This window comes from Rodentibacter caecimuris (genome assembly GCF_001019715.1).
GTDB lineage: Bacteria > Pseudomonadota > Gammaproteobacteria > Enterobacterales > Pasteurellaceae > Rodentibacter > Rodentibacter caecimuris.
This window is the reverse complement of record NZ_BBXJ01000001.1, coordinates 2,157,552-2,170,017: the sequence shown is the minus strand read 5'-3', so window position 1 is coordinate 2,170,017 and position 12,466 is coordinate 2,157,552. Positions and strand designations below refer to the sequence as shown.

At 38.9% G+C, this 12,466-nt stretch carries 11 protein-coding genes; 10 read left to right on the top strand and 1 reads right to left on the bottom strand.

What is annotated here, in order from left to right; genetic code table 11:
• The first annotated feature begins 47 nt into the window (after positions 1 to 47).
• Genes PNEUHYL_RS10745 through PNEUHYL_RS10735 form a run of 3 tightly spaced genes read left to right on the top strand, consistent with a single transcriptional unit; the run spans position 48 to position 5,726 of the window.
• Complete coding sequence (locus tag PNEUHYL_RS10745) at positions 48 to 2,462, top strand: type VI secretion system Vgr family protein (RefSeq protein ID WP_078061254.1); 2,415 nt, start codon at positions 48 to 50, stop codon at positions 2,460 to 2,462.
• A gap of 13 nt (positions 2,463 to 2,475) precedes the next feature.
• Entirely contained in the window at positions 2,476 to 4,548 is a 2,073-nt protein-coding gene (locus tag PNEUHYL_RS10740; protein WP_059368124.1) for a phospholipase D-like domain-containing protein, read from the top strand.
• Entirely contained in the window at positions 4,548 to 5,726 is a 1,179-nt protein-coding gene (locus PNEUHYL_RS10735) for an SEL1-like repeat protein (RefSeq protein WP_059368122.1), read from the top strand. The genes PNEUHYL_RS10740 and PNEUHYL_RS10735 overlap by 1 nt, the downstream gene beginning before the upstream one ends.
• A gap of 298 nt (positions 5,727 to 6,024) precedes the next feature.
• Here the strand turns inward: PNEUHYL_RS10735 and PNEUHYL_RS10730 are convergent, their stop codons facing one another.
• Complete coding sequence (locus PNEUHYL_RS10730) at positions 6,025 to 6,933, bottom strand: glycosyltransferase family 2 protein (protein ID WP_059368120.1); 909 nt, start codon at positions 6,931 to 6,933, stop codon at positions 6,025 to 6,027.
• Positions 6,934 to 7,589: 656 nt separating this feature from the next.
• On the opposite strand from PNEUHYL_RS10730, the gene PNEUHYL_RS10725 reads away from it, so the two are divergent.
• From PNEUHYL_RS10725 to PNEUHYL_RS10695, 7 genes are all read left to right on the top strand, one after another.
• Entirely contained in the window at positions 7,590 to 7,820 is a 231-nt protein-coding gene (locus PNEUHYL_RS10725; protein ID WP_059368117.1) for a Flp family type IVb pilin, read from the top strand.
• Between the two features lie 87 nt (positions 7,821 to 7,907).
• Entirely contained in the window at positions 7,908 to 8,123 is a 216-nt protein-coding gene (locus PNEUHYL_RS10720; RefSeq protein ID WP_059368115.1) for a Flp family type IVb pilin, read from the top strand.
• Between the two features lie 4 nt (positions 8,124 to 8,127).
• The gene (locus PNEUHYL_RS10715) at positions 8,128 to 8,559 is read left to right on the top strand and encodes an A24 family peptidase (RefSeq protein ID WP_059368111.1); all 432 of its coding nucleotides are present in this window, start codon (positions 8,128 to 8,130) and stop codon (positions 8,557 to 8,559) included.
• 77 nt (positions 8,560 to 8,636) lie between these two features.
• Complete coding sequence (locus PNEUHYL_RS10710; RefSeq protein WP_077665810.1) at positions 8,637 to 9,422, top strand: flp operon protein C; 786 nt, start codon at positions 8,637 to 8,639, stop codon at positions 9,420 to 9,422.
• Positions 9,423 to 9,424: 2 nt separating this feature from the next.
• Positions 9,425 to 10,828 carry a type II and III secretion system protein family protein gene (locus PNEUHYL_RS10705; protein ID WP_059368103.1) on the top strand — a complete coding sequence of 468 codons (1,404 nt, stop codon included), beginning with the start codon at positions 9,425 to 9,427 and terminating at the stop codon, positions 10,826 to 10,828.
• The gene (locus PNEUHYL_RS10700) at positions 10,825 to 11,313 is read left to right on the top strand and encodes a hypothetical protein (protein WP_059368100.1); all 489 of its coding nucleotides are present in this window, start codon (positions 10,825 to 10,827) and stop codon (positions 11,311 to 11,313) included. The genes PNEUHYL_RS10705 and PNEUHYL_RS10700 overlap by 4 nt, the downstream gene beginning before the upstream one ends.
• A 15-nt stretch (positions 11,314 to 11,328) precedes the next feature.
• Complete coding sequence (locus PNEUHYL_RS10695; RefSeq protein WP_059368098.1) at positions 11,329 to 12,453, top strand: CpaE/TadZ family protein; 1,125 nt, start codon at positions 11,329 to 11,331, stop codon at positions 12,451 to 12,453.
• The last annotated feature ends 13 nt before the right edge of the window (positions 12,454 to 12,466 follow it).

Below are 12,466 nucleotides of genomic sequence, written 5' to 3'. Positions count from 1 at the left end.
TTATACCAACCGACTTTGAACTCTCAAACTAAAAGGAAAGGACATCTATGGCAACCCAATCCAACTACCGCTACACCCTTGATTCCAGCGATAAATACCCTTTTGATGTAGTGAGTTTTCAGTTAACCGAAGGGCTTTCCGAGCCCTTTCGTTTAGAGATGAGGTTATCCAGTTTTGACCCGAATATTCCTTTTTCGGCACTGATGGATAAACCGGTCACTTTCACCTTTTGGCAGGGGGATAAAGCAGTACGCTATGTCAATGGAATTGTCACAGGTTTCGGATTGGGTAAAACGGGCTTTGTGCGCACACATTATAATATGGTGGTAGAGCCGGCATTAGTGCGGGCGGGGTTGCAATCGGACAGCCGTATTTTCCAACATCAAAACAGCGAAAAAATCATCCGCACGTTGTTGCAAAAAAATCGGGTGGAAAAAGTCACCGTTGAACCGTTACCGTCGGATTGGGAACGGGAATATTGCGTACAATATCGGGAAACGGATGTCGCCTTTATTGAACGCTTGGCGGCGGAAGAAGGTTGGTATTATTATTTCAAACATGATGCCGACAGCCACGAATTATGTTTTGCCCATCAAAGTCGGTCTTCGCCCATTTTAGGCACCTTGACCTATAACGCCAACCCGGCAGGCGAGCGCCCTTTTGCCAGTCTTTGGCAGTTTGAATACCATCGAAAAATGACTGCCTCCCGGCAAACCCTCCGTGATTACACCTTTTTAAATCCTAACTACAATTTAGAACATCAACATACCGCTCAATCTGCTGCCCCAAACGGTTCTTCCTCACCTAAATCGTCCCAAAGTGCGGTCAATTCTGCGCGAGTTTATGAACACTACGATTACCCTGGTCGATACAAACGGGACGAACAAGGCAACCCCTTTAGCCGTTATCGTCTGGAAGCCGAACTGGCGCAGTCAGAAACGGCACAGGCTACGGGAGATGATATGCGCGTCATCCCCGGTTATGGTTTTCGCCTCGAAGGACACCACTCACCGACATTCAACCAAGCATGGTTAGTCGTACGTGTCGAACATAGGGGAAGCCAAATCGGCGTATTAGAGGAAGATGCGATAGAACGGGAAACGGTTGAAGACGAACCCTCAAAAAGTGGCAACCATTACGAAAACACCCTATTCCTCATCCCTCATCACAAACCTTGGCGCAGCCCGCCAAAACCCCGCCCGATTATTCGTGGCACCCAAGTGGCGCATGTGGTCGGCCCTGAAGGCGAAGAAATCTACTGTGACGAATGGGGACGGGTTAAACTACACTTCCCGTGGGACAGACGGAGCAACGGAGACGAACACAGCTCTTGCTGGATACGGGTGATTCAAGGCTGGGCGGGTGTGCAATACGGTAATATGATGATACCGCGAATCGGCGATGAAGTGCTGGTCAAATACCTCAACGGCGACCCCGACCAACCGATAGTGGTGGGGCGCACCTATCACAGCACCACCGAACCGCCCTATAAACTACCGGAACATAAAACCCGCACCACAATAAAATCCAAAAGTCACAAAGGTAACGGCTTTAACGAACTGCGTTTTGAAGACGAAAACGGACAAGAAGAGATTTTTATCCACGCCGAAAAAGACCTCAACCACCTCGTCAAACACGACGAAACCACCCAAATCGGGCATAACCGCACCGAACAAGTGAACCGAAATGAAACCGTCCACATCGGCAACAACCGCACGGAAAGCGTCAATCAAGACGAAGCCTTAACCGTCAACCGAGACCAAACCAACCACATCGGACGCAACCGCCTCACCAAAGTGGAACAAGATGACCTCCTTAACATCAATAACAACCGTTATGTCAATGTACATGGCGACACCATCATCCACGTCGGCAATGAACTCAACATCGACATCGCGCAAAACGGCAGTTGGCAGGCGGGCGAACTGTTTGAGCAAATCTGCGAACAATTTGATTTAGAGGGTTACGAAACGGTAGAAATCAGTGGCCCGGGTGGTTCGATAGTTATCAACCGAGAGGGAATTGAGCTGATAGGGAATGTGTATATTGAGGGGGAGTTGATCGAGGAAATCGGAGAGGCGGAAGAAGTCACTCGTTTTGAAACGGAACACCATACGCCAAATTCCCCTATCATGCAGATTCAGTTTTTCCAATCGCCTCATTCAACCGCACCACTAGTGGGAATGCCTTATACGCTCTATGCCGACGGAAAAGAAGTGGGCAAAGGCATTACCGATGATAAAGGTGAAATTGAAATTACCCATGAGGAACAGGTTGAAAAATATGAGGTTAAATTTATTAACGGTGCGCATTATGAAATTCCAATGATTGAAGGATTTGAAGAGGATTCTGAAAAAGATGAAGTGATGAATCACGGATTTTATTTAGATCAAGGGAAAGAGGAAAAAGAAGCACTTAAAATCGCTAAAGAGTATGCAAAATTAATTGGAAAATTAGTGTAATAAAGGTAAGAAAATGACAGAGGAAATCAAAAAGCCGATTCAAATTCCGGCATCAAAATATATGCCAAGAGCAAAAGTAGGGCTAAGTTGGTTCTTATCGGATAGAGATAAACAAGAGCTTCAAGCCACGATGTCGGATGCTCATAGTCAGCCTGTTCCGGCGACATTCAAGGCATTAATTAACGGAGAGGAAGCCTTTGGCGCAATCTATGAAAAAATAGAAAACGCCGAGCATTCTATCGATATTGCTATTTGGGGCTTCCAACCCTCTATGTATTTTAAGCGTGATGGCAAATCATTGCGCATTGGCGATCTTATCGTTAAAAAAGCTTTAGAGGGGGTGAAAGTCAGACTGCTTGTTTGGAGTATGTGGGGAGATGTGCAGATATTTAAAGAAGATGCGGCAAATTTAGGTAATAGACATATTATTGGCTATGGTCGAGCCGCCAAAGAAATTTTGCAAGAACAAATGGATTATGATGCTTATTGGTATGAGGCGATAGAGGGAAAATTCCATTTAAGGTTTGATAGTCTTCGCCATTCTCCAGATAGTGCCGATGAGGCAATTCAAAATGTTATAGATAAATTGGAAGAAAAAGATAAAGAAAGATTTCCTTATTTATGGCAAATCTCACAAGACAAAGCACGTTTGACAAAGATCCAATATAAAAATCGCCGGGTCGCATTGTTTAATGATATCAACAACGGAAAATTTGCTGATAAAAATCTCCCTTGGCGTGCCGAATTAATCCTTGCCGGCTCATCCACCCACCACCAAAAAATGGTGTTAATCGATTATGAACGCCCCGAACAGGCGGTGGGGTTTGTGATGGAGCACAATATGCTGGATAACTATTGGGATCACAGCACACATATTTACGGCGATCTTAAGGCTGCGAATCAAGGGAAAAATGTCAATATTCCATTGCAAGATGTGTCAAGCATTGTGACGGGACAAGTGTTGTGGGACTTAAATTATAATTTTTGCCAATCTTGGGATCGCAACGAATTATTCGATAATAGAGGCTATTATAATTCGAGTGAAAATTTAACGGCGCTCAGAAAGGATATTCAACGCACGAGTTTTAAACCCAACCCGACTATCGGGGAAGGCGGCATGAAATTATACGCCCAAATTGTTCGCACTTATGACCAACCTCGGGTAAAGGATATAATGAAAGTGTATTTGAAAAATATCCAACAAACGACCAGCTATATTTACACGGAAAACCAATATTTCCGCTGGCCGGTACTGGTTGAGGAATTTTTATCGCACTGGAAAACCATGAGAAAAGGCAGAACCGGCCCTATCCACTGGTTTACCGTGACTAACTCGTCAGATAGCGGTATTGGTGCCGGGACTCTTACCACCAATAATATGTTGAAATTATTAGGCAGACAGGATGTGATGCCGAATGTAGCGAAGAAAGTGCGAGTAGGGGAATTGGAAGCGGAAAGAGCAAAACTGGCGTTATCCAATAGCAATGTCCGCGGCACCCTTGGAATTCCGGCACCTTTAGATAAAGCGACCGCCGAGCGGGTCAAGGCGCTTGATGAAGAAATTGCAAAGCACAAAAGAGCGGTACAGGAAGCTGAAGATAAAATGAAAAAACATGAGGAAATTCCCGAACCGGAAGAAGATCGCCAATTTACCCAAAAACTAGGCTATGAACTGGACGACACGCCGGGGATTAAGGCGCATATTTGTACTCTTGTGGCGGATAATGCGTGGCAAGAAGTCTATGTGCATTCCAAGGTCACCATTATTGATGACGTATTTACCGTTATCAGTTCGGCAAACTTAAATACGCGCAGTATGGAAAAAGATACGGAATTGGGTATTATTTTGGAGGCGGGCGAGGTGGCGCGTGATTTACGTAAACGGTTATGGGGCTTACATACCAAGCAAAATGCCGCCGCTAATCCGGATGGTATGTATGATTATAGTGTGGCTGAGAATGTATTTAAAGAATGGGGAGAATTAATACGAAATAATGGATTGGCAAAAATAAATGGGGACGTAAAGCCTCTTTATCCATTACGCCAATTTTTTAGACCTAATCCTAAAGTAAGTCGAGCTGATTAATGAAAAAATGTTTAAAAATTTTATTGATACTAGTGATAGCGGTAATCGTTGGCTTATTTTGCCTGTACCGTTATCTGGAATGTAACCCGATACCGATAACCCTGGGCGGCGGGCCTTCCGGTCCGCGTCCGGAGCGTTGCTATGTCAAACAAAAAGAACAACAGAGGAAAACAAACGTGGCAAAATTGGAACAATTGGCAGCCTTGGAATTTACTTGCAAGAAAGAGGAACGCCCACCTCTCTCGGAGGAGACTCAACAGTTGTATCACTACGCTCTTTATCACGACCTGCATAATATGTGGGAGGGAGACAAAGGTGATGAGGTCTGGAACGGGTTGGCTCGTTATTACCGCATTGCCGCCGCTAACGGCGATTATAAAGCCAATGTACGGTTACAATATCTATTACAAACCGGACGGATTAGCAGCGATTTACCGCAAACGGAAGTCCATAACCTTAATGAAGAACTGGCAAAACAGCTACCCGCTACCGCCTACTATAATCTGTACGGCTATTTAGATATCGGCTATGGGGTACGTACCGAAAAAGACGGCAAATACGCTTATTTAAGACAAGCGGCGGATTTAGGCAGTCGGGAAGCGCAGTATGTGATAGCGGAAATGTTGGCGAATATAGAAGATAAAGAGGAAACTCAAGAAGCCTTTAAATATCGTTTAAAACTTGTAGAGCAATTCTGGGGGTGTGCATCGGAGCAAGGGTTAGGTGAAGCGTCAGGAAATTTGGCAGCATTTTTTAAACTTAATAAAAGATATAATGAGGCGTTGAAGGTCTCACATCAAGGTGTTAAAAACGGAGATTCAATATCTGCATTAGTACTTTCTCATGCTTTTGAAAAAGGAATGCAAGCAGATAATCTTAATTTTCTTGATGTTTCTCCTGACGATGAACGTGTAAAACGTTATAACATGATCAGCTCATATTTATCACGTTATGACTACCTCCATCCCAAAGTCCCCGACTTAGACGATATTGTGCCATTGCCGCCTGCCCCCTTGCCGGAATGGGATGGCAAAATTGCCTTTCAGCGTTGGTATGAGGGGGAAGCTCCGCCAAAACCAAGTGAGGCATTAATGATGAAACTGGCAAATCAGGCGGGCGTTCGAGTGGATAACGGGTTAGATTTAGAAACGGGTCTGCCGAAAAAACCGAAAAAATAACGGAAAAATTAACCGCACTTTTAGGCTGAACAATTTAAAAGTGCGGTTGTTTTTTAATGTGTTTTTAGTGTTTTACGGATGAGATTTTCTCATTGTGATTTTCCGGAGTGGTGAATCATGGTACGAATTTTAAAATGGATATAAATTTGTGTTGCATTAAATTCAAAATCAACGGTCAATTTGACTGTTTGGCTTTGTCCGATTTTAAAAAGAATCCACAACTCTTTCCATCTTTTTACCTACAATTGGTCTAAATGTAATGTGCTCCAACATAGGCTTATTTGTTTGTAAAACCGTTTTATTTAGAAAAGAAATTTAATTGGGTATATTGCATAAATACCTTCATTTCTTCTGTGATTAAATGCTGATATTTTTCCAAGTTTGGGTGATGCTCAATGGTTTGGGCAAGATGCCGACAATTGAGGCTTATTACTTGTGTGATACAAGATTTAAGTACCGGGTTGGTTGTTTTCTCCAATCGGCTTCGCAGTATTTCAATCAATCGATATTGTGAAATCAGCCTTGTTTCGGTGACGGGCTGACTCATTGCGCTATTTGGGCGACTACGATAGACTACCAAAGGTGAACCAACTTCCAACACGTTTTCTTCTAAAGAGAATAAGTCGACGTTAAATAATGTATCTTCGCCGAATGGTAATGTGGTATCAAAGGTTATTTGGTTTTCCAATAGCACAGTACGTCGAATCATAAAACAGGCAATCTGAATAAACCAGTTATCCGGTAATGAGGTTGTAAAGCAGTCAATTAATGAGGAAATATAGCCGGTTTGTGGAGTGACCTCGTCAAAAATCGCTTTGCATAGGAATAATTGATGATCAAACCGTTTTCGGTAAGTACCCTTTACAACATGGTAGGTTTGAGCGAGTTCATACAGTGATTGAAAATCAGCGTTATCATCTAAGTAATCATCCGGATCTAAGAAAACAACATATTCCCCTCGGGCCAAACGTAAACTGGCATTTCTTGCGGCACTTACCCCTTTATTTTGACTATGAATAACCTGAATAAACGAATATTTGTTTGCATACTGTAAGGCAATTGCCAAGCTATTATCCGTTGAACCGTCATTAACTAAGATAATTTCTTTTGAAACCGCTTGTTTCAAAATGCTTTCAATTGCCTCCGCGAGATAATCCTGTACGTTATAGATAGGCAAAATAAAACTGATAGGAATATTGTCTGACATCTCTGCTGTTCCGGTGTATTTAATTCTCTAAATCTTAAAGTGAGTTTCTTGTTGTCGTTGTGATTGAGGGTATTCAAAATTTAATTTTTACCCACAACAAGGATATTTTATGAACAAAAATTTTAAAGTATTAAAACGAAACGGGCAATGAGAACGTCGAGTCTTAAAAGTATTTTCCAAAATGGTCGGGAGATAAAACAGTCTGGACGGATTTTACGGCACAACTTGATAGATTAGAGCGGAAAAAATTAACGGATAACAATAATGGTACAAGCGGTATGAATAAGCTGGTGAATGATTTATGCAATAGTTTTGTTTCCTGAGTGTTCTTCAGTGTCTAAGATCAACTTGCCAACCTTTTTTATTTTGCTGATGAATAACGATTGAAAATTGACGATTTATGAGTGATATATCTCTTCATTTCCCCCCTCTCTAGTGACTTTCTTTTTAAAAAACTGACATCGTAACTTGTCTTTTATTTTTTATATCTTAACTCTAGTTTTTTACCTAAGATAAAAATTTTAATTTTTTATCAAAAAGGGCTTGTTTTTTTTTACAATGAGGAAGTTTTAGCTTTGAAATGAAAAGTAAAAGCTGAAATACAGGCTCTTTCAAAAGAGTTTAGATTAGTAAATTTATTTTAGGAGAATTTTTAAATGTTAAGTCAATTAACAACTAAAGCATATATTTCAGTAACCGAAGCATTCCGTAATTTTAGAAAAGATGAACGTGGTGTAACAGCAATTGAATACGGTTTAATTGCTGTAGCGGTAGCCGTGTTAATCGTAGCAGTGTTCTATAATGACAATGGTTTTATTCAACAATTAAAAGCTAAATTTGAGTCTTTAACGACAACAATTAAAGACGCTAATATTCAGAAACAATAATCGCCTTTATAAAATTCAATAAAGGAGAAATATGGAGGTCGGTTATTTATTAAATCTATTAACCGCTCTCCATATTGTCATAATAATATGAATTATAAACTTTTTACTTCAACCTTTCTTTATCTAAAAGAATTTAAACTTGATAAAAAAGGTATTACGTCAATCGAGTATGGTCTTGTCGGGTTCGCTGTTGCCGTTTTTGTCGTTGCAATTTTAGGACAAGAAGGGTTTCTTTTTGAACTAGGTGAAAAATTTAGATTTTTAACTCAGTCTGTTTCCGATTCGGTGTTAAGTAAAGGCTAATTCTATGAAAGAATGTATCATTCTTCTTCTGAATTTTTTCATAATTCTGTTACTAATTAATCTGTCATGGACGGATATTCGTGTAAGAGTTATTAGTAATAGAGTCGTTACATTATTATTAGCCGTTATTTTGATATTTACTTATTTAAAATACGATACTGTTTTTATTTTTCCTGCATTGGTTTCTCTGTCTGTCGGTTTTATTTTATTTACACTAAAAGTTATTGGCGCCGGAGATATTAAGTTAATTAGTGTATTAATGTTGGCTATACCAAGTTTTCAAATAATGTCTTTTCTCTTCTTTACTACCTTTTCAGGGTTATTGTTGATTATCGTTGGTTGGCTATTTTTTAAAAATGAAATAAAGACTAAAGGATTGCCTTATGGAGTGGCAATTAGTACAGGTTTTTTTATTAATTCGATTTTATTCGGTTAGAAAACTAAAGTTAATACTTCATATAATTAAATAGAATTTATTTCAATTAAATTTAAGGTACAAAAATGAACTATAGAATGTTATTTATTATTTCATTCCTTATTCTTGCTGTCGGTGTTGGCGGTATTCTGTTTATTCCATCAGGAAACGAAGGAACAAATACTAATTCTACACAAAGTCATTCTACTGAAGAAAATCAGGAAAATAAGATAGAAAAATTGATTACATTAGCGGAATTAAAACGTGATGTAGTAAAAGGAACGCTTTTACAGGCTGATGATTATTCTCTCAATGAAATTACGGTTCCTGAAAATAGCCCTATGGCTGAATATGATTTAAAAGAAGTAATAAAGGATTCTTCTACGACGTTACAGGGGTATTTAGTTAATGAGAATTTACAGGGTGGCTCATTACTTTCTTCCTCTACAATTATCTCACCTACTGATTCTAAATTCCTTATTTCCAGTATTAATACGAAGCAGGAAGTTGCTTTTCGAATTAATATTAATGAAAGTGAACGCTATTTATTAGATACGGTTAAAGGTGGAGATTATGTTTCTATTTATAGTCAATATTTTTCTTCGGACGATAGAGGGAGCATAAGAGAACGTTCGGATTTAGCTAAGATTGCAGATAGGGTATTAGTATTACAAGTAAGAACCTTTAATGATGAAGAAGTAAAGAATAGTTCTTCGGGTAATACAAATACTTTCGGATATATTAGCGTAAAAGTTAATGTGGAACAGGTTGCTAAATTTTATAAATTATATAAAGAATCAAAATTGATTCTTTTACCCTCAGAAGGAAGGGATAAAAGTTCTGAACATCGTGGCATATCTATTCGAAAATTAAGAGGTCAATAATAATGTTAATTAACTATAAGCCAGTGAAAAATATAGGGCTAACTTTGCTGTTAAGCGGAACAATATTGTTATTTTCTAATATTGTTTCAGCCAAAACGTTTAATTTAGAACAAGGTCAAAGCCAGTTTATCGAAACGGATCAAAAAATTGATACGATTTTTGTCTCTTCACCGAATGTGGCGGATTATGAAATTCTCGATGATACGAGTTTTCTTATTTACGCCAAAGAAGAGGGAAGAGCGGAGGTGACGGCCTTTGATGCTGAAGGAAATAAGCTCACTTCCGATACGGTAAATGTGAATATATTGATTAATAACATCGAAGATACGAACCAACAAATTAAAGCACGTTTTCCAAATACCAAACTTTTAGTAAAAAAAGTAGGTAAGGCTTATGTGATTGAAGGTAAAGCAAGCAGCCAAGAAGAAAGTGATGAAATAAATCGCATTGTTGGGGAAGCGCTGGGCGCAAGTAAAAAAGTGACGGAAGTGAAATTTCGCGGAAGTAGTTCCGGTAGCGATGAACATATTACTTTTTTAGATAAATACCAATATGACGGCGTGATTAATCATTCAAACGTTAATGATACGACCCAGATTAACGTTAAGCTTTCTGTTGTTGAGGTTAATAAAAAATTTTCCGATTCATTGGGAATTAATTGGTCTCATTTAGCCGGTTCAGGTTCGTTATTAGGCGGATCTTGGTCTAAAGGAGGCGGTTTTAACGGAACAAGTGGTATTTTGCAATTAAATGCTAATGGGCTGTCCGCTTTTATCAGTGCATTGGATAACCGTAATAACGGTAAGATTTTAGCTGAGCCGAATATTTCAATGTTATCGGGAGAAACCGCAGAAATTTTGGTTAGTGGCGAAATTCCGTTTGCACAACGGGACAGAGACGGCAATGCGACCATTATTTATAAAGATTATGGGGTAAAGCTGGCAGTCGGGGCGAAGGTTCAAAAAAATGATCGGATTCGTTTAATTTTAGATCAAAACGTGAGCACTCTTGCCGGTAACTATAATTATGAAAATATCGGTAGCATTCCTTATTTTAATACGCGCAGAACCAAATCCGTCTTTGAGGTTGCTAACGGAGAAAGTTTTATTATCGGCGGTTTAATTAACTCTCTTGATGCCGAAAATTTAAATAAAGTGCCTTTGTTAGGCGATTTACCGATTATCGGTTCATTCTTTCGTAATGCATCAACTTCACGTGAAAATAGAGAATTGGTCGTTGTTGCAACGGTTAATATCGTAAAACCGGTTACTGAAGATCAAATTGTCTATCCGACACTTGAGCAAACCGGCACGATGGAGCGTTTCTTTAATTTAACCCCGTTTAAAAATATTTATCATCGGACATTAACAACTAACTTCTTGAAAAATGGTGGGTTTATTCAATGAAAAAAATATTTATGATTTTATTATCGCTATCCGCTTCAATTACTGCTATTTCTGCCGAAGCAATGACTGCAAACGAACTAAGAAATAATGCGGATATTCCACACCAAGTGGATCAATATCGGATGCTTATCAAGCGCTATGCACTTTCCGATTATGCTAAAGCGACACAGCGCAATCTTTTACAAGCGGTATTGGGCAGTATGGGAAGAGATCGCAGCAAGCAAGTTCGCTTATTATGGGCGAATAAAGAGGCTTATCAAAGTGCGGTCGAAATTCGGAAAGTTTTACTTAATCGAGGGATTGAATCCCAACGTATTCAACTTATTGCCAATCCAAATAAAGTTGCCCTTTATCCGCTTTATGCCGAAGTAGAACAAATTGTAGTAGAGGCTGCGAATTGTCCGGGGAAGACGATTGATAATATGTTAAGTAAAGACGGTAATTGTGCAGTAAAAAGTAATAGCCGTGTTCAGTTGAAGTTTTAGGTGAGAAATTAAATTATGCTGTTACTTGATAATGAAAAAATACTCACAGGCAATATGCGTAAAATTGTGGTTATTTCCTCTGATAAGGATATGGCGACAAGAATTGCGGAACTGCTACGAATAAGGGCATTAGAAAATATTGAAATAATTAATAAAAATCTCTTTGATATTTCTAATATTGCTATTTCAAACGAGGACACTTTTGGCGTTATTGTTGATCTTGAAGAAGAGAATGATGCAAAAATTATTACCGATAAGATTTATAGCATTATTCCACAGAGTGTGTGGTGTTGTGTTATCGGAAAAAGTGATTCTATTTCACTTTCTCAACAATTGTTAAATAAAGGAATCCTTTATTTCCACACATCTTCTCAAATTAACCAAATGGTAGAAAATATTGCGGTCGGCGTGGATATTCCGACAGTACGAAATACAGTGAAAGTTAGTGTATTAAGTTGTAAGGGGGGAATTGGGGCTACATTAATTAGTTCGAATATTGCTAATCAAATTGCATTAAATAAAAAAGTGCCTGTTTTATTAGCCCAAGGAAAAAACGGATCGCAAGATTTGGATTTGCTTTTTGATAAGAAATTACAGGGCGATATTGTGGAATATAGCCATAATTTTGATCTTTTTAGCGGAGCACCATCCGACCTATCGACGACTGTTACCGATAAATACAATTTTATTATTTATGATCAACCGATTTTCAATGTGAATAAAGACGATCTGCCGAAATTTTTTGAACATAGTAATAATTTTCTACTAATCGTGGAGCGGCGTATCGCTTCCTTGCGGGTGGCAAAACAATTTTTGGAAGAATGCGAAAGAATGAGAAATATGCAAGGTAAGCCGATTCGAACCTTTATTTGTATTTCCGACAGCAGATTGGAAACGTCTAAATTAATGGTTAAAACCGATATAGAAACATTATTGGGCGCGCCAGTTGATGCTGTTATCCCTGTATTGAAAAATATCGGTATAAGAAATATTTTATCCGTTAATTTAGGACGAAAAGGCCGTAAAGAAATTGAAACATTAATGATGAAAGTTATTGGCTCAGTTTCTAGAACAGGAAATAAAGCAAAAGAAAAAAGCGGTTTTTTCTCTTCATTTGTCAAATCATTCATTAATCGTTAAATAAAGGAAGAGA

What these genes read in the sequence shown, in the direction of transcription:
- PNEUHYL_RS10745 (WP_078061254.1), top strand. Translation starts at nt 48, where the DNA reads ATGGCAACCCAATCCAACTACCGCTACACCCTTGATTCCAGCGATAAA.
- PNEUHYL_RS10740 (WP_059368124.1), top strand. Translation starts at nt 2,476, where the DNA reads ATGACAGAGGAAATCAAAAAGCCGATTCAAATTCCGGCATCAAAATAT.
- PNEUHYL_RS10735 (WP_059368122.1), top strand. Translation starts at nt 4,548, where the DNA reads ATGAAAAAATGTTTAAAAATTTTATTGATACTAGTGATAGCGGTAATC.
- PNEUHYL_RS10730 (WP_059368120.1), bottom strand. Translation starts at nt 6,933, where the DNA reads ATGTCAGACAATATTCCTATCAGTTTTATTTTGCCTATCTATAACGTA.
- PNEUHYL_RS10725 (WP_059368117.1), top strand. Translation starts at nt 7,590, where the DNA reads ATGTTAAGTCAATTAACAACTAAAGCATATATTTCAGTAACCGAAGCA.
- PNEUHYL_RS10720 (WP_059368115.1), top strand. Translation starts at nt 7,908, where the DNA reads ATGAATTATAAACTTTTTACTTCAACCTTTCTTTATCTAAAAGAATTT.
- PNEUHYL_RS10715 (WP_059368111.1), top strand. Translation starts at nt 8,128, where the DNA reads ATGAAAGAATGTATCATTCTTCTTCTGAATTTTTTCATAATTCTGTTA.
- PNEUHYL_RS10710 (WP_077665810.1), top strand. Translation starts at nt 8,637, where the DNA reads ATGTTATTTATTATTTCATTCCTTATTCTTGCTGTCGGTGTTGGCGGT.
- PNEUHYL_RS10705 (WP_059368103.1), top strand. Translation starts at nt 9,425, where the DNA reads ATGTTAATTAACTATAAGCCAGTGAAAAATATAGGGCTAACTTTGCTG.
- PNEUHYL_RS10700 (WP_059368100.1), top strand. Translation starts at nt 10,825, where the DNA reads ATGAAAAAAATATTTATGATTTTATTATCGCTATCCGCTTCAATTACT.
- PNEUHYL_RS10695 (WP_059368098.1), top strand. Translation starts at nt 11,329, where the DNA reads ATGCTGTTACTTGATAATGAAAAAATACTCACAGGCAATATGCGTAAA.